This window comes from Stappia sp. TSB10GB4 (assembly GCF_900185745.1).
Lineage (GTDB): Bacteria > Pseudomonadota > Alphaproteobacteria > Rhizobiales > Stappiaceae > Stappia.
Window position 1 is genome coordinate 87,614 of the sequence record NZ_FYAV01000049.1, and the last position, 16,821, is coordinate 104,434.

17 protein-coding genes are annotated in these 16,821 nt (G+C 71.0%); 8 read left to right on the forward strand and 9 right to left on the reverse strand.

What is annotated here, in order from left to right:
* Positions 1-19: 19 nt before the first annotated feature.
* The 8 genes from TSB10GB4_RS11915 (at position 20) to TSB10GB4_RS11950 (ending at position 8,735) form a co-directional block, all read left to right on the forward strand.
* Positions 20-244: a DUF2783 domain-containing protein gene (locus TSB10GB4_RS11915; protein WP_186395933.1), complete on the forward strand. Its 225-nt coding sequence runs from the start codon at positions 20-22 to the stop codon at positions 242-244.
* A gap of 121 nt (positions 245-365) precedes the next feature.
* On the forward strand, positions 366-908 hold the full coding sequence (locus TSB10GB4_RS11920; RefSeq protein ID WP_186396041.1) for a VOC family protein: 543 nt from the start codon (positions 366-368) through the stop codon (positions 906-908).
* Between the two features lie 174 nt (positions 909-1,082).
* Positions 1,083-2,132: an OmpA family protein gene (locus TSB10GB4_RS11925; RefSeq protein WP_208984727.1), complete on the forward strand. Its 1,050-nt coding sequence runs from the start codon at positions 1,083-1,085 to the stop codon at positions 2,130-2,132.
* A 100-nt stretch (positions 2,133-2,232) separates the two neighbouring features.
* Positions 2,233-3,471 (forward strand): lipase family protein, encoded by a 1,239-nt coding sequence (locus tag TSB10GB4_RS11930; protein ID WP_186395934.1) that lies wholly within the window; start codon positions 2,233-2,235, stop codon positions 3,469-3,471.
* 491 nt (positions 3,472-3,962) lie between these two features.
* The gene (locus TSB10GB4_RS11935; RefSeq protein ID WP_186395935.1) at positions 3,963-5,519 is read left to right on the forward strand and encodes an ABC transporter substrate-binding protein; all 1,557 of its coding nucleotides are present in this window, start codon (positions 3,963-3,965) and stop codon (positions 5,517-5,519) included.
* The gene (locus TSB10GB4_RS11940; protein WP_186387817.1) at positions 5,516-6,445 is read left to right on the forward strand and encodes an ABC transporter permease; all 930 of its coding nucleotides are present in this window, start codon (positions 5,516-5,518) and stop codon (positions 6,443-6,445) included. Before TSB10GB4_RS11935 ends, TSB10GB4_RS11940 begins: the two co-directional genes overlap by 4 nt.
* Entirely contained in the window at positions 6,442-7,278 is an 837-nt protein-coding gene (locus TSB10GB4_RS11945) for an ABC transporter permease subunit (RefSeq protein WP_186395936.1), read from the forward strand. The genes TSB10GB4_RS11940 and TSB10GB4_RS11945 overlap by 4 nt, the downstream gene beginning before the upstream one ends.
* On the forward strand, positions 7,275-8,735 hold the full coding sequence (locus TSB10GB4_RS11950; RefSeq protein ID WP_186395937.1) for an ABC transporter ATP-binding protein: 1,461 nt from the start codon (positions 7,275-7,277) through the stop codon (positions 8,733-8,735). The genes TSB10GB4_RS11945 and TSB10GB4_RS11950 overlap by 4 nt, the downstream gene beginning before the upstream one ends.
* Positions 8,736-8,748: 13 nt before the next feature.
* Here the strand turns inward: TSB10GB4_RS11950 and nikE are convergent, their stop codons facing one another.
* The 9 genes from nikE to TSB10GB4_RS11995 all read right to left on the reverse strand — a co-directional run bounded on the left by nikE (position 8,749) and on the right by TSB10GB4_RS11995 (position 16,687).
* Complete coding sequence (nikE, locus tag TSB10GB4_RS11955) at positions 8,749-9,558, reverse strand: nickel import ATP-binding protein NikE (protein ID WP_186395938.1); 810 nt, start codon at positions 9,556-9,558, stop codon at positions 8,749-8,751.
* Complete coding sequence (gene nikD, locus TSB10GB4_RS11960) at positions 9,555-10,388, reverse strand: nickel import ATP-binding protein NikD (protein WP_186395939.1); 834 nt, start codon at positions 10,386-10,388, stop codon at positions 9,555-9,557. Before nikD ends, nikE begins: the two co-directional genes overlap by 4 nt.
* A complete protein-coding gene (gene nikC / locus TSB10GB4_RS11965; protein ID WP_186395940.1) occupies positions 10,385-11,278 on the reverse strand; it encodes a nickel ABC transporter permease subunit NikC in 894 nt (297 codons plus the stop codon). Before nikC ends, nikD begins: the two co-directional genes overlap by 4 nt.
* The gene (gene nikB / locus TSB10GB4_RS11970) at positions 11,275-12,219 is read right to left on the reverse strand and encodes a nickel ABC transporter permease subunit NikB (RefSeq protein WP_186395941.1); all 945 of its coding nucleotides are present in this window, start codon (positions 12,217-12,219) and stop codon (positions 11,275-11,277) included. Before nikB ends, nikC begins: the two co-directional genes overlap by 4 nt.
* A 5-nt stretch (positions 12,220-12,224) precedes the next feature.
* Positions 12,225-13,850 carry a nickel ABC transporter substrate-binding protein gene (nikA, locus tag TSB10GB4_RS11975; protein WP_186395942.1) on the reverse strand — a complete coding sequence of 542 codons (1,626 nt, stop codon included), beginning with the start codon at positions 13,848-13,850 and terminating at the stop codon, positions 12,225-12,227.
* 84 nt (positions 13,851-13,934) lie between these two features.
* Positions 13,935-14,438: a nickel-responsive transcriptional regulator NikR gene (gene nikR / locus TSB10GB4_RS11980; protein ID WP_186395943.1), complete on the reverse strand. Its 504-nt coding sequence runs from the start codon at positions 14,436-14,438 to the stop codon at positions 13,935-13,937.
* 88 nt (positions 14,439-14,526) lie between these two features.
* Positions 14,527-15,648 carry a hypothetical protein gene (locus TSB10GB4_RS11985; RefSeq protein WP_186395944.1) on the reverse strand — a complete coding sequence of 374 codons (1,122 nt, stop codon included), beginning with the start codon at positions 15,646-15,648 and terminating at the stop codon, positions 14,527-14,529.
* A gap of 85 nt (positions 15,649-15,733) precedes the next feature.
* Positions 15,734-16,432 (reverse strand): MgtC/SapB family protein, encoded by a 699-nt coding sequence (locus TSB10GB4_RS11990; protein WP_186395945.1) that lies wholly within the window; start codon positions 16,430-16,432, stop codon positions 15,734-15,736.
* An 18-nt stretch (positions 16,433-16,450) separates the two neighbouring features.
* Positions 16,451-16,687 (reverse strand): hypothetical protein, encoded by a 237-nt coding sequence (locus tag TSB10GB4_RS11995; RefSeq protein WP_186395946.1) that lies wholly within the window; start codon positions 16,685-16,687, stop codon positions 16,451-16,453.
* Positions 16,688-16,821 lie beyond the last annotated feature (134 nt).

The window sequence follows — 16,821 nt, forward strand, 5'->3', positions numbered from 1 at the left end:
GAACGCAAGGAAACCCGAAATGAGCGAAACCACCAAGAAAACGGGCCTGCGGCTGGCGCCCAACATCGCCGATCCAGACGGCTTCTATGCCGAACTGATCGCGCTGCACGAGGGGCTGCCGCGCGAGGACAGCGAGGCGCTGAACGCCCGGCTGGTGCTGGTGCTGGCCAACCATATCGGCGACCGCGAGGTGCTGCGCGAGGCCTTCGCCGCCGCCAGACTGCAAGGGCCGCCAACGACTTGAGCCTTTCCGCGGCAGCCTGCGGCTGAGGGGCCCGTGGCTGCTGCGAGCCTGCCGAACGCGGACGGGGCGTTCCGTTTCAACGATGAAAACGGGAGAGCCCGCAATGACTGTCCAAGCTGACCTGAAGATCGAGCAGATCCACCACGTCGCCTATCGCTGCAAGGACGCGAAGGAGACCGTGAACTGGTATGTCGACAACCTGAACATGGGGTTCGTGCTGGCCATCGCCGAGGACAAGGTGCCCTCGACCCATGAGCCGGACCCCTACATGCATGTCTTCCTCGACGCCGGCGCGGGCAATGTGCTCGCCTTTTTCGAGCTTCCGACCAAGCCGGAGATGGGCCGCGACCCGAACACGCCCGTGTGGGTGCAGCACATCGCCTTCAAGGTGAAGGACCGCGACACGCTGATTGCCTACAAGGAGCGGCTCGAAAAGAACGGCATCGAGGTGCTCGGCGTCACCGATCACTCGATCTTCCATTCGATCTATTTCTTCGACCCCAACGGCCACCGCATCGAACTGGCCTGCCCGGATCCGGCCGAGGAGGAGATGCTGAAGAAGCTCGACGCGGTGAAATGGGAGATGCTGGAGGAGTGGTCGAAGACCAAGCGGGCGCCGCAGCACGCCGCCTGGTTGCATGCCAAGGAGCTCGGCAAGGCCTGAGCCTGCCGCGTCCCGCCCCGGATCGCCGCCCAGCACGGCGCTTCGGGGGCGGGCCAAATTCGGGCCGCATTCTTCCGCTAGGCGATGCAGCCTGAGGTCGCAGGCGCGCAAGACGCCTTGCGGAAACCGGCGGGGCGTCCGGGGTCCACAAGGCAGCAATGCTGGAGACACCGCATGCCGTCCCGATTCCTGGCGAGCTTCCTCCCCCGCGTCCTTCTCGGCCGGCTCCCTCGTCGCCCCACGCCCGCACTGGCGCCGACATTGGCGTTGGCGCTGATGCTCGGCCTGCCGCTGCCGGCGAGCGGCCAGCCCGCCGACCTTGCCGGGGCGTCCGACCATCCGCTGGTCGGGCGCTACGAGGGCGCCGTCATCACCGCCCACGAGAGCCGCGCCTATGACGAGATCCGGCTGCCGGTCGCCCCGCTGGAGCGCGGCGGCAAGGACACGCCGAATGCCTGGCAGGCGGAATTCTCGGGCCGGATCACCTCGCTGCGCTACGAGGGGCCGGGCGGGCGCTCGATGCTGGAGATCCTGCGCAACCACCAGAGCGAGCTGGAGGCGAAGGGCTTTGCGACCCGCCTGTTCTGCCGGGGCAAGGCCGACTGCTCGCCCGGCGGCGCGATCCCGACCTTCTGGGACGCGGGGCGCGCCGGCATCGGCCTGCCAACCACCTGGGACAGCACGGTCTACCTGCTGGCAGAGCGGAACGACGCCGAGGCGCGCGTCACCGTCGCCCTGCTCGGCGTCGAGACGAGGGCACGCGGCGACCGGCCCTTGATGCCGCATCTGGCGGTGACGGTGGTCGAGGCGACGCCGATGGAGACCGGCCGCATCGCCGTGCTGGCCGCCGACGAAATGGCGCAGACGCTGGCCCGCGACGGGCGCATCGCCGTCTATGGCATCACGTTCGAGTTCGACAGCGCCGAGATCACTGCCGAGTCCGCCGACCAGATCGGCGAACTCGGCCGGCTGATGGGCGACAATCCGGACCTTGCCGTGCTGATCGTCGGCCATACCGACGGCAAGGGCGGCTTCGACTACAACCTGTCGCTGTCGCAGCGGCGCGCCCAGGCGGTGGTCGACCGGCTGGCCGGGACGCATGGCATCGCCGCCGCGCGGATGACACCGGCCGGCGCCGGCATGGTCGCCCCCGTGGCCAGCAACAGAAGCGACGAGGGGCGGGCGAGGAACCGGCGGGTGGAGATCGTCGAAATCGTCCGCTGATACAGCCTGAAGTTACATTCCCCCGTTGCCTCGCGCAGCCGGTTCGTGAGATGGATGGCATCGGAACGAGCGTCCGGGACCGGACGGGCAGGGGGCGGAAATGCAGGAAAATCCGGGTGATAGCCGCAAGCGCGGGCGGGGTCGCACGGTCGGCCGGTGGCTGGCGGCTCTGGCCGTGCTGCTCGTCATGGTGCTGGCCGCCGGCTGGTGGATCACCCTGCCGGCGCCGCCCGACGCCTTCTACACGCCGCCGGCGACCCGGCCCGCCGAACCGGGCGCGATCCTGCGCAGCGAGCCCTATGACATCGACATTCCGGCCGGCGCCAAGGCCTGGCGGGTGCTCTATACAACCCGTCTGGAGGACGGATCGCCGACGGTGGCAAGCGCGCTGGTCGTGCTGCCGGACCGTCTCGTCGACACCCCGCGACCGGTGATCGCCTGGGCGCACGGCACCACCGGCGCGGCACGCGGCTGCGCGCCGTCGCTGTCGCCGGCGCCCTTCGGCGGCACGCCCGGCATGGAGGATGTGGTCAAACACGGCTGGGCGATGGTCGCGACCGACTATGCCGGCCTCGGCGGGCCGGGCCATCACGGCTATCTGGTCGGGCAGGTCGCCGCCTATTCGGTGCTGGACGCGGTGCGCGCGGCGCGCCAGGTGGCCGACTGGCAGCTCGGCAGCCGCGTCGTCGTCTGGGGCCATTCGCAGGGCGGCCACGCGGCGCTGTGGACCGGCATGCGGGCCGGCACCGACGCGCCGGAGCTGGAGATCGCCGGCGTCGCCGCGATGGCGCCGGTGACCGAGATCGCGGCGATGCTCGGCCAGGGCGCGGGCAGCGGCTTCGGCGAGATCATCTCGGCCTATCTCTACACCAGCTACCGCCGGCTCTACCCGCAGATCGGCGATGCTTATGTCAGCGATTTCAACGAGATGATCGCAACGGACATCGCCCGCCGCTGCCTTCTCGACTGGCGCGCGGCCTGGTCGCTGGCCTTGACCCGGCTGCTGCCGAAGTCCGGCCTGTTCAGCCAGCCGATCGGCGAGGGGCCGTTCGGCGAGCGGCTGGCGCAGAACGACCCCGATGGGGCCATCGCCGCGCCGCTGCTGCTGGCGCAGGGCCTTGCCGACGAGGTGATCGACCCGGCGCTGCAGGCGGGCTTCGTGGCGCGCCGCTGCGCCGCCGGCCAGGCGATCGACTACCGCACCTTTCCGGGGCTCACCCATGTCAGCCTGGTCGGCCCCAGCTCCGCCCTGACACCGCAACTTCTGGACTGGACGAAAGCGCGCTTCGCGGGCGATCCGGTCGAGGTGGCGGCCGGGGATAACTGTCCGGCCGGCTAGAGGCCGGGCGGGGATAGCGCGCCGATCCGCTTGCGAGCGCTTGCGCAAACGCGGCCCCGCCGCGGCTGCCGGTTTTCAATTAAGATATTGATATAATTCTCTTTTTTCGAAGAAATGCGCTGCGCGATTTTTGCGCGGAAACTTGCAAAATTTTGCGAGATTTCGAGAAACTTCGAGAATCCCGTCTCAATTTCGCCAGGTCCGCGGGTCTCGCCGAAGGCGACGCCTCCGCGTCGCCCATCACTCTAGGCCATCGATCTTGGCCGGCGATCCGGACCCGCGAAGCCGCGCCCCTGCCGGTGACCTGACTGTCTCCCGCTTCTGGCGCTCGCTTCTGGCGCCCGCAGGACCTCAAAGCCTGTTGCGATTGTGGATGTTATAAGATAACGAATGAGCGCGGCGACGCGGCCGACCTCGCGCGCCGGCCCTTATCCCCCGCCTATCCCCCTTCGGCGGCCGTCCCGCCGCCTTCCCAGGACAGGACCGTTCCGATGCCCCGACTGCTCCCCCCCGTCCCTACAAAGCTCCGGGCAAAACTCCGGGCAAAGCTCCCGGCAGCGCTCCTTGCGACGCTCCTCGCCGCGACCGCGCCGAGCCTTGCCCAGCCCGCCGACGAGACGCTCGACGTCGTCGCGCAATTCGAGATCCAGGCGCCCGAGCCCTCGACCAGCGGCTATATCTTCACCCGCATGGGCCTTGCCGAGACCCTGGTGAACGCGGCCGCCGACGGGCGGCTGGAGCCGGGCCTTGCCACCGGCTGGGAGGTGTCGCCGGACGGGCTGGCCTGGCGCTTCGTCCTGCGCGAGGGCGTGCGCTTTCACGACGACACGCCGATGACGGCGGAGGCGGCGGCGAACGCGCTGGAGATCGCGCGGGCAAAGCCCGGACCGCTGGCCGGCCTGCCGATCGCCGCGATCACCGCCGACGGCGATGCGGTGGCGATCACGCTCACCGAGCCGCTGGCGGCGCTGCCCGCCTTCCTGGCCGAGTTCCGCTCGCAGATCCTGGCGCCGGCCGCCTATGACGGCGACGGCAAGGGCGTCGCGATCATCGGCACCGGCCCCTACCGCGTCACCCAGATGACGCCGCCGCTCGCCCTCAAGGCCACCGCCTGGGACGGCTACTGGGGCGAGGCGCCGCACATCGCCCATGTCAGCTATACCGCCGTCAGCCGGGTGGAGACGCGGGCGCTGATGGCCGAGTCGGGCGATGCCGACTTCGTCTTCGCCCTCGACCCGGCCAGCGTCGCGCGGCTCGGCCTGTCCGACGCCGTCGAGGTGCACTCGGTGGCGATCCCGCGCACGCTGCTGCTGAAGGTGAACGCCGCCCATCCGTTCCTCGCCGAGCCGGCGGTGCGCCAGGCCCTGAGCCTTGCCATCGACCGGGAGGGCATCGCCCGCGCCGTGCTGCGCTATCCCGAGGGCGCCGGCCAGCTTTTCCCGCCGTCGGTGGCGGACTGGCACAACCCGGCGCTGGAGCCGCTGGCGCATGACGTCGACGCCGCCCGCGCCCTGCTCGGCGGCCTCGGCTGGACGCCCGGCGACGACGGCATCCTGCGGCGCGGCGACGACCGCTTCTCGCTGACCCTGCTGACCTATCCCGACCGGCCCGAACTGCCGCTGGTCGCCGCCGTGCTGGAACAGCAGTTCCGCGCCATCGGCGTCGAGGTGGTGATCAACACCACCAACTCGTCCGAGATCCCGGCCGGCCACCAGGACGGATCGCTGCAGATCGCCCTGCTGGCCCGCAACTTCTCGCTGATCCCCGACCCGATCGGCACGGTGCTGTCCGACTATGCGCCGACCGGCGACTGGGGCGCGATGGGCTGGGACAATCCGGCCTTCACCGCGCTCGCCCGCAGCCTGGCGCGCGGGGAGGGCGGCGCGGCCGAACGGGCCGAGGCCGCGCGGATCCTGCAGGAGGACCTGCCGGTGATCCCGATCGCCTGGTATCGCCAGACGCTGGCGGTTGCCCGCGACATCGAGGGCACGGTGATCGACCCGTGGGAGCGCAGCTTCGGCCTGCCGGCGCTGCGGCGGACGCGATGAGCGCCCTCGCCTCCCGGCTGGTGCAGGCGGTGATGGTGGCGGTGCTGATCGGCACCGCGACCTTCGCCATGATGCGCGCGCTGCCGGGCGATGCCGCCTGGCGGATCGCCGCCGGACGCTACGGCTACGACAATGTCAACGCCCAGGCGGCCGACGCGGTGCGCCAGGAACTGGGGCTCGGCGGCCCGGTGCTGCCGGCGCTCGGCCGCTGGTTCGCCGATCTGGCGCGGCTCGACTTCGGCACCTCGCTGGTCTCCGGCCAGCCGGTGATCGACGAGATCGGCCACCAGCTCGGCGCCTCGCTGCAGCTTGCCGTTGCCGCCTTGCTGCTGTCGCTGCTGATCGGCCCGCCGCTTGGCATCCTGGCCGGGCTGCGGCCGGGCGGCGTCCTCGACCGGACGCTGCTGGTGCTGTCGACCGGACTGAAGGCGGTCCCGCAATTCCTGATGGCGCTGCTGCTGATCCTTTTCCTCGCCGTGCATCTGCGCTGGCTGCCGGCCGCCGGCCATGGCGAGGCGCGCCACTTCATCCTGCCGAGCCTGACGCTGGCGCTCGGGCTGGCCGCCGTCAACGCAAGAATCGCCCGCGACGCCATGGCCCGGATCGCGGCGATGCCGTTCTACCGCTTCGCGCAGTGGAAGGGCCTGTCGCCGCGCCAGGCCCTGCTGCGGCACGGGCTGCGCAACGTCTCGGTGCCGCTCGTCACCTATCTCGGCCTGCAATTCGTCACCCTGGTGGAGGGCGTCGTCGTGGTCGAATCGGTGTTCGGCTGGCCCGGCATCGGCCATGCGCTGGTGCATGCGATCTTTTCGCGCGACGTGCCGATGGTGCAGGGCACCGCCTTGGTGCTGGGGCTCGGCTTCGTGCTGGTCAATGCCGGCATCGACCTCGCCGTGCGGCGGCTCGACCCGAGGGTGAGCGCATGACCGACGCCCCCCTCTCCCTTGCCGGAAATGCCAACCGGACCGCGAGCCTTGCCGCGAGCTGGCCGCGCCTCGCCGGGCTGCTGCTGGTGGCGCTGGTCGCCGGCTTCGCTCTGGCCGGGCCGCTGCTGGTGCCCGGCGACCCGCTGGCGCAGTCGCTGATCAAGGCGCTGGCCGGGCCGGAGGCGGCCGCGCCGCTCGGCTACGACCATCTCGGCCGCTCGATCTTCCACCGGCTGGCCAGCGCGCTGCGGCTGTCGCCGGCGATCGCCCTGGCCGCCGTCGCCACCGCCGGCCTGGCCGGCCTGGCGCTCGGCACCCTGGCCGCCGCCCGTGGCGGCTGGACCGAACGCGCCCTGGTGACGCTGGCCGACGCGCTGCTGGCGCTGCCGGGCCTGCTGCTGGTGCTGATCGTGCTGGCGATCGTGCCGGGCACGGCGCTCGGCTTCTGGGCCGGCCTGTCGCTGGTGCTGTGGGTCGAGTTCTTCCGCCTGTCGCGCGCCGCAACGCGCGAGACGCTGGCCTCGCCCGCCGTCCAGGCCTCGCGGCTGCTCGGCTTCGGCCCCGCCTACATCTTCCGCGCCCATATCTGGCCGGAGGTCGGGCCGATGATGCTGACCGCCGCCGCCTTCGGCACGGCGACGGCGATCATGGCCATCGCCGCGCTCGGCTTCGTCAATGTCGGCATGCGCGCGCCGACGCCGGAACTGGGCCGGATGATGGTGGAGCTGCTGCCCTATTGGCGCGAGGCGCCGCTGGCGCTGCTGTCGCCGGTGGTCGCCACCTTCACCCTGCTGCTCGGATTGACACTCATGGCCGGGAGCCGCTCCGCATGATCCTGCTTGAGGCCGACGACATCACCGTCTCGGACGGACCGACGACCCTGCTGCAACCGGTCAGCCTGACACTGGAGGCCGGAACGCCGCTGGTGGTGCTGGGCGAGACCGGCTCGGGCAAGAGCCTGCTGGCGCAGGCGCTGATGGGAACCCTGCCGCCGGGCCTTGCCACCAGCGGACGGGTGACGCTCGGCACCCACCGGCTGGAGACGGCGCGGGCCGGCCGGTTCCGCCCGCTATGGGGCCGCGAGATCGCCGTGCTGCCGCAGGAGCCGTGGCTGTCGCTCGACCCGTTGATGCGGGCGCGGGCGCAGGTCGGCGAGACGCACCGGCTGGTGCGCGCGCTGACGGCGGCCGAGGCGCGCCGCCAGGCGGAGGCGGACCTTGCCCGGCTCGGCCTCGACCCGGCGGCGACGCAGCGCTACCCGCACCAGCTTTCCGGCGGCATGGCGCAGCGCGTCGCCATCGCCGCGGCGCGGGCCGGCGGGGCGCGGATCGTCATCGCCGACGAGCCGACCAAGGGGCTGGACGCGGCCCGCCGCGACGATGTCGCCGACCTGCTGCTGCAGGAGCTCGGCCAGGGCGGCGGTTTGCTGGTGATCACCCACGACCTGGAGCTGGCGCAGCGGATCGGCGGCCGGCTGATGGTGCTGCGCCGCGGCGAGGTGGTGGAGGCGGGCGAGACCGCGCGGGTCCTCGCCGCGCCGCTGGACCGCTACACGCGGGCGCTGATCGCCGCCGATCCGCGCCACTGGACACCGCGCAGCACCGCTGCCAGCACCTCGTCGGGGCCGCCGGTCGTCTCGGCCCACGGGCTCACGGTCGGGCGCGGCGGGCGGACCTTGATCGACCGCGTCGATCTCGACCTGCGCGCCGGGCGGATCTTCGGCGTCACCGGCCCGTCCGGCTGCGGCAAGTCGACCCTTGGCGATGTGCTGCTGGGCCTGGTGCCACCGCTGGCGGGAGAGGTGCGGCGGGACGGCGGATTGCCGGCCACCGCGTTCCAGAAGCTCTATCAGGACCCGGTCGCCGCCTTTCCGCGCCGGCTGCGGCTGGGCCGGACGCTGGCCGATGTCGCCCGCCGCCACGGCGCGGGCGCGGGCCGGATCGACGCCCTGCTGGAGCGGCTCGGGCTCAACCCGGTGCTGCTCGAGCGGCTGCCCGACGCGGTCTCCGGCGGCGAGCTGCAGCGGCTGGCCTTGCTGCGGCTGCTCTTGGTGCGGCCGCGCTTCATCTTCGCCGACGAGCCGACCTCGCGGCTCGACCCGATCACCCAGGCGCAGGTCATCCAGCTCCTGTGCGAGACGGTGGAGCAGGACGGCTGCGCGGTGATGCTGGTCAGCCACGACGCGATGCTGATCCGCAACACGGCGGACGAGAGACTGGCGCTCGGCCGGCCGGAGGGTGCCGCCGAGCCGCAGCCGGCGGGCGCGCGGCCCGAACCGGTTCCCGCCTGAGGCGGGCGGGCGCTCAGGCGACCGGGGCGGGCGCCGGCATGCGCGCTGGCAGGGGCGGCAGGATTGCCGATTTCAGCAGCAGCGAGGCGGGGTGGCGGAGCTCGACAAGCGCCCCGCTCGGCGTTTCCTCGACCACCGTGCCGGCGTCCATGACAACGGTGCGGGCGGCGAAGCGCTCGACCAGCCGCAGGTCGTGGGTGACGAAGAGATAGGCGAGGCCGGAGGCCTGTTGCAGCCGCTTGAGCAGCGCCAGCGTCGCGGCCTGAAGGTGCAGGTCGAGATTGGAGACCGCCTCGTCGAGGACGACCAGCGCCGGCGAGGGCGCGAGCGCGCGGGCGATGCACACGCGCTGGAGCTGGCCGCCGCTGACCTGCGACGGCAGCATGGAGGCGAGCGCCGCCGGCAGCTCGACCATTTCGAGCAATTCGTCGACCCGGCGGGCGCGGGCGCGCGCATCGAGCGAGGTCAGATGGCGCAGCGGCTCGGCGATGATCGCGCGGATGTCGAAGCGGGGATTGACCGCGCCCGGTGCGTCCTGGAACACCATCTGCACCTCGCGGCGGAAGCGGCGCAGGCCTGCCCTGTCGAGACGGGCAAGCGGCGTGCCGCGATAGGAGACGGTGCCGCGATCGGGTCGCTCCAGCCCGCACAGGAGCCGCGCCAGCGTGCTCTTGCCGCAGCCACTGCGGCCGAGCAGGGCGACGGTCTCGCCGGCCGCGACCGACAGCGAGACGCCGGCGAGCGCGGTGCGCGCGGCGCCCGCGCCGACCAGCGAAAAGCTGCGATAGGTCCGGGACACGCCATCGGCGCGGATCAGCGTCATGGGGCAAGCTCCAGTCCGTAAAGCGCCAGATGCGCCGCAACCAGCATGCGGGTGACCGGATGACGCGGGGCGCGGAACACCTCCTCGACCGGCGCGCATTCGACCAGCCGGCCGTGATCGAGCACCGCGACCTCGTCGGCGAGGCGGGCGACGACGCCCATGTCATGGGTGACCAGCAGCACGCCGAGGCCGCGCGCGGCAACGAGGCGCTGCAGCAGGTCGAGAATGCGCGCCTGCACCACAAGGTCGAGGTCGGTGGTCGGCTCGTCGGCGAAGAGGAACGGCGCCTCGGCGAGGAGCGCCAGCGCGATCATCATCCGCTGCAACATGCCGCCGCTCATCTCGAAGGCATGCAGCGGCAGGATGCGGGCGGGCTCGTCCAGCCCCGCCTCGACCATTGCCGCGGCGATGCGGGCTTCGGCATCGGGGCCGGAAAGGCCCAGCGCGGCAAGCGTCTCCAGCGCATGGTCGCGCATGGTCCGCACCGGGTTGAAGGCGCTGCGCGGGTTCTGCAGGATCGCCGCGACCTCGCGGCCGCGCAGGGCCTCGGGCGCGCACTCGGCACCATTGAGACGGACGCGGCCGGAGAGTGTCCTGGTGCCGGGCGGCAGGGTGCCGAGCGCGGCCATGCAGGTCATCGACTTGCCGGAGCCGCTGGCCCCGACCAGCGCCAGCACGCGGCCGCGCCGGAGCTCCAGCGTCAGGTCGCGCACCAGCACGGGGCCGGCACCGTCATGGCCGGCGGCGACCGTCAGCCCCTCGATGGAGAGGGTTTGCGGGGTCGGCGGGACAGGCGCCGGGGAGGTGGGGAACGGCGGAGCGGCGGTCAATGGCAATGCTCCGCCCGCAGATGCGGGTCGAGACGGTCGCGCAGCGCGTCGCCGAGGATGTTGAACGCCATCACCGAGATGAAGAGCGCGAGGCCCGGCCAGAAGATCAGCATCGGCGCGGTCCAGACATATTGGCGCGCATCGCCGATCATCACGCCCCATTCGGCGGTCGGCGGCGCGACGCCGAGGCCGAGGAAGGAGAGGCCGGAGACATGCAGCATCATGTGGCCGATATCGAGCGTGGCGAGCACCATGAGCTGCGACAGGGTCGCCGGCAGGAGGTGGGCGGCGAAGATGCGCAGCCGGCTCGCCCCGGCAAGGCGGGCGGCCAGCAGGTGGTCCCGGTGGCGCAGCGACAGGACGATGCCGCGGACGATGCGCGCATACCAGGCCCAGTGCGACAGGGCGATGGCGATGATCACATTGACGAGGCCGGTGCCGAGCATGCCGATCATGAACAGCGCCAGCACCAGGGTGGGGAAGGTGAGGAACACGTCGGTGACGCGCATGATGAGCTGGTCGGTGCGCCCGCCGATGAAGCCGGAAGCGCCGCCGACGGCGATGCCGAGCACGAGGATGAGCACCAGCGTCACCGCCACCGCGCCGAGCGAGACGCGCACGCCGGCGATCAGACGCGAGAGCATGTCGCGGCCGAGATGATCGGTGCCGAGCCAGTGGACGGCGTCCGGCGCCTGCAGGCGCGCGGTCAGGTCGATCACGTCCGGATCGTGCGGCGAGATCCAGGGACCGGCGACCGCCGCGACGACCAGCAGGGCGACGACGGCAAGGGCGAGGCGCACCGGCCAGCGGCCCGAGAACGGCGCGGTCAGCCGGGAGAGAAGACGGCGGGAGGGCCGCGCGGAGGACCCATGGAGCGGCAGGTCGGTCATTCCACCCCCTCCGCCGACAGGCGGATGCGCGGGTCGGCCAGCGCATAGACGATGTCGACCACCAGGTTGCACAGCATGAAGATCGCGACCATCACCAGGGTGAAGCACTGGATCACCGGATAGTCGCGGTTGAGGATCGCCGAGACGGCATAGCGGCCGACCCCCGGCCAGCCGAAGATGCTCTCGATGATCAGGGTGCCGCCGATCATCTCGCCGATATGCATGCCCATGGCGGTGATGACCGGCAGCCAGGCGTTGCGCAGCACATGGGCGCGCTCGACCCGCCGCTCGGGCAGGCCGCGCAGCCGGGCATAGCGCACATGCGGCTGGCCGGCGACCTCCAGCATGCTGGCGCGCAGCAGCCGGGCATTGATGGCGAGCGACATCAGCGACACGGCGACCGCCGGCATCACCAGATGGGCAAGGCCGCCGCGGCCCATCGGCGGCAGCCAGCCGAGATGGACCGAGAACAGCAGCACCAGGAGAAAGCCGAGCCAGAAATTCGGCATCGACACGCCGATGAAGGCGACGAGCCGCACCAGGTGGTCCGGCCAGCGCTCGCGGTAGCGCGCCGCCCAGATGCCGAGCGGCACCGACAGGCCGATGGTCAGCGCCAGCGCGAGGCCGGCAAGCTGCAGCGTCGCGGGGAGGAAGTGCAGCAGGTCCGGCAGCACCGGGCGCTGGGTGGCATAGGAGGTGCCGAAATCGAGCCGCACCGCCTTGCCGAGCCAGTCGAGATACTGGGTCACGATCGGCCGGTCGAGGCCGAGCATCATGCGCGCGTCCTCCAGCGCCTGCGGCGTCGGCGGCACCTTGGACAGGCGCAGATAGTCCATCGCCGGATCGCTCGGCCCCAGCCGCAGCATCAGGAAGATGACCAGCGAGGCGCCGAGCAGCATCGGCAGCAGCAGGAGGACGCGGCGGAGGATGAAGCCGGCCATCTGCCTCAGTCCGCCGCCGGGGTGAGGCGGTCGAAGGGGATCTCGCTCGACATGGCGCCGAAGGGCACCGGGCCCACTTCTTTGCGCGCGACCGCGACGGCGGTGACATAGGTCAGCGGCAGGTAGACCGCCTGATCGTGCAGGCGGGTGAGGAGATCGAGGTAGAGCGCCTGGCGCGCCGCCTCGTCGGTGGTGACCAGCACCTTGCCGATCATCGCGTCGATCTCGGCCTTGTCGGCAAGGCCGAGCTGGGCCTGATAATCGGCATGGGAGGGCACGCGCATGGAGCTGACGAAGGCATGCGGATCGTAAGGCGCGCCCCAGGTGCGGTTGAAGATCATGCCGAAGCGGCCGTCGCGCTGGCGGGCATAGACGCTGCTCTCCTCCTCGCCGGTGAGCAGGACCTCGATGCCGACGCGGCGCAGGTCCGCCTGGATGATCTCGGCCATCGACTTGGCGACCGCATCCGTGCCGACGAAGCAGAGCTCGACGCTGAGCCGCTCGCCGTCCCTCTCGCGGATGCCGCCTTCGGTCGAAGCCGTCCAGCCGGCCTCGTCCAGCAGGCGCCGCGCCGCGTCGAGGTCGTACGGATAGGGCTCAAGGCCGATATCGGCATAGGGAACGTTGGGCGCGAACAGCGTGTCGGCGCGGCGGCGGGTGCCGTAGAGCACGGTGGCGATCATCGTGTCCTTGTCGACCGCCTGGTTGATCGCCCGGCGCACGGCAAGGTCGCGGGTGGCGCCGCGATTGGTGTTGATCGCCAGGGCGTGGGTCTCCAGCGGCTCCGACAGGGCGGCGGTGAGGCCGGCCTGCTCGCCCATGGCGCGGAAGCGCTCGAACGTATCGGGCGAAATCGGCCCGTCGGTGCCGTAGATCAGGTCGATCTCGCCGGTCTCGAAGGCAATGGCGCGGGTGTTGGGATCCGGGATGACCTTGACGGTGACCGAGGCATAGGCCGGCCTGTCGCCCCAATAGGCCTCGTTGCGGGCAAAGACGTCGCGCTCGCCGAGCAAGGTCTCGCTCAGCGTCCACGGGCCGGTGCCGATGGGAGCGGCAATGCCATCCCTGGTGCCGCCCTCGATGAATTGCGAGGGCGCGACGAATCGGAAGGGCCGGGGCAGCGCCAGCTCCTGCAGCACCGGGTAATAGGCGTCCTTGAGGGTCAGCCGCAACAGATGCGGGCCGGCGACCTCGGCCGAGACGATCTGGTTGGCGAGCTCCAGCCAGGCATGGCGGGGCCGGTTGGCGAGCACCGCGTCGATATTCGCCTTGGCGGCGGCGGCATCGAAGGGCTCGCCATTGGAAAAGGTCACATCCTCGCGCAAGGCGAACGTATAGACCCGCCCCTCGTCCGACACGTCCCACGAGGCCGCCAGCCAGGGAACGACCGTGCCGTCGGCGCGGTAGCGCACCAGGGGCTCGTAGACCATGGCCTGCGCGAACATCTGGTTCGGCGAATAGAGATGCGGATTGAGCGGACCGACATTCACCGGCCAGGAGAAGTCGAGCGCCGGGCCCTGCGCGGCGGCAGGCGCCGACGAGAGAGGCACGAGGGTCGAGGCGAGAATCAGGCCGGCAAGAAGGGCGAAGCGGGCAGGGGCGCGCGCTGCGCCGCGGAAAACCTTGAACATCGGTCGCCTTCGGAAAAAGTGAGTCGGTATGAGCTATTTAAATAACATCATACCGCCCCGTCCGGTCAAGGCGCGATGTGGGGTTCAGTGGTCGTGGTCAGGGTCGTTGTCCTGGCCGTGCCTGTGGGTATGCTGGTGGCTATGAGGCTGGCCGCGCAGCAGCAGCGATTCGCCCTCGAGCGCCGGGAAAACATGCAGGCTGCCGTGGCGCACGCCGCGCTGGCTGATGACGCTGTCGGCGAAGCGGCGCAGATCGCCGGCGGTGCCGGCGAGGATCGACACTTCCAGGCAGTTCTCGGCGCTGACATGGACATGGGTGGTGGCGACCGACAGGGCGTGATGGGCGTGGTGGTTGTCGGTCAGCCGGTTGGGCAGGTCGCGGATGCCGTGGTCGTAGACATAGGTGAGCGCGCCGTAGCAGGGGCGCTCGTTCTCCAACTCGTCCTCAGAGCCGATCGCCTCGCGGGCCAGCGCCTCGCGCGCCATGTCGCGGAAGATCTCGGAGCGGCTGGCATAGCCGCGCTTCTCGCTGAGGGCGTCGATCTGCCGCAGCAGGTCCTCGTCGACCGTGATCGTGATGCGTTCCATGACGGGCTTCCGTGACAGCGGGCGGAGGAGACGACGGGGGGCGGTCCCGGTGGCGGGACCGTCCCCCGGACTTCACACTCGGGTGACCCTAGACCGCGAAGCGCAGGATGGCGGCAAGGTCGCCCTTGCCGGGCAAGTCGGCGCGGCGCACGCCGAGGACCCGCGCCCCACTCGCCAGCGCCCGGCCGGCGATCTCGTCGACGATCCCATAAGTGCCGGCGCTGGCGGCTTCCGCGAAGGTGACGGCGCCGCTCTCCTCGTCGACCGTGCCGGCGACCACCGTGTCGATATCGACCAGCAGCGTGTCGATGGCGCCGTAGGTCGCTGCCCGGGCGGCGTCGGAGACATCGGCGGTGGCCCGGCCCTCGCCGGCACGCGCCGCGTAGAGCGCCGTCAGCGCCGCAAGGTCACGGGCATGGGCGGCATCGAGGACGGGGCGCGCGGCCGCCGCCAGATCGGCGTCGGAAATCCGGTCGGGACTGTCGGAGATGTCATCCGGCAGCAGGTGCGGATAGCTGTTGACGGTGCGGAACACCGAGGCAAGTCGCCCGGTCGCCGCCAGGATCAGCGGCGTCTCGCGCCCGGCCAGGAACGGGCGCAGCGCCGCGTCGACCTTGCGCGCATATTGCTGGAAGCGGACATTCTGCCCCTCCGAGCCCTGGATGCGGCCGCTGGCGGAGCGGTCGTTCAGCGTCGACTTGCCGACGGCGCTGGCCGCGTCCTTCGGCAGCCCCTCGATCCTGACCGTCGCCGCCGGCAGCTCGCCATGGACCTCGACCAGCCGCACGGCGTTTTCCGACAGCGCCAGCACATAGGCCGACTGCGGGAAGGTGAGCGCGCGCAGCAGGGGCTTCAGGTGGAACCGGTCCGACACTTCCACCAGGGCGGTGAGATGGTTGGCCAGGCGGAAGGTGCGCAGGCTCTCCGGCGTCGCCAGCAGGGCGAGGCTGTTGGCCTGCAGGCGCCAGAACTCGTCATCCTCCGCCAGCGCGTCGATCTGCTCCTGCAGCGCCGCCAGCCGCCGCTTGTCGAACCCCGCCGCCTCGAGCTGCTCGCGCGCCTGCCGGACGAGATTGCCGAACTCGATCCGCGTCGCGCCGGTCTCCTGGGTGAGCGGCGTCGTCGGCAGGTAGATCGACACGCAGGCATCGCTCCTGGTGCCGTTGAGCGCAGCGATTTCCGAGCGGGTGGGGATATCGACATGAAGCATATGGCTGTCCTTCCGGTACTGTCCGCGGGTGTTCGCGGCCCTCTATATAATCATCATGGCGGCATCCGTCCGCCCTTAAGGCGGATCAATCGCCGAGCGATTCGATCCGCCATCGCGCGGCGGTCACGGACGGCTCCAGGCTGAGCCGGCCGACGATCTGCTCGATCGGCTTGTCGGAGCGGGTGTCGGCATGGACCATCGCCTGGATCTCCACCCGGTCGCTGCCCTCGATATTGCTGCTGTCGAGCTGGCGAAGATGCATGGCGCTGGCCGCAAGCCCCTGAAGCAGCAGCGCGCGCACATGCGCCTCCTGCTCGCTGCGGCAGACGATGCTGACGGCATAGCCGATCTCCAGTTCCGTGGAGGACAGCGGCTGCCGGTTGATCCGGAAGACCAGCGGGCGCAGCAGGAGGTTGACGACGATGACCAGCCCGGTGACGACCGCCGCGTAGCCGAGGGCGCCGATGCCGGCGAGCACGCCGACGGAGGCCGAACACCACAGGGTCGCCGCCGTGTTCAGCCCGCGCACGTTGAGCCCCTCGCGGAAGATGATGCCGGCCCCGAGAAAGCCGATGCCGGAGACGACCTGAGCCGCCACCCGGGTCGGGCTGGCATCGCCGGGAACGATCGACGAGAACACGACGAAACTGGCCGCGCCCAGCGCGACGAGCGTGTTGGTGCGCAAGCCGGCAAGGCGCTGGCGCCATTGCCGCTCAAATCCGATTGCCGCTCCCAGCAGCATGGCAGCGCTCAGGTTGAGCGCCGCGACTTCAATCGCCATCATCGTTCAATCCGTCCTTCCTCAGCGGCTCCGATCGCGCCGGCGGCCCCGGCGCAACAGGCGGATGCCCGCGCGCTGCAGCCGTCCGGCCACGCCCAGCCCCGCCTTTGCCCCGGCGGGACCGACAAGGCCGCGACGATAGAGATGCATCGTGACAGTCGTTACAAGGCGCGCCGCCATCAGCAGGCGCCGGTTGGCAAAGCGGTGCAGGTCCTCGCGCAGGGCGGCAAGCCCGCGCGGCGTCTGGTGCATCGGCATGGGTGCTGACCTCCTCGCGCCGGGCCGACCGCCGGCAGGCCTTGCAGGCCTGCCGGCAACCAAGCAATGGGCAGGCCTACAAGGCCTGCCGGCAATCGGGCAATGGGCAGGCCTTGCAGGCCTGCCGGCAATCA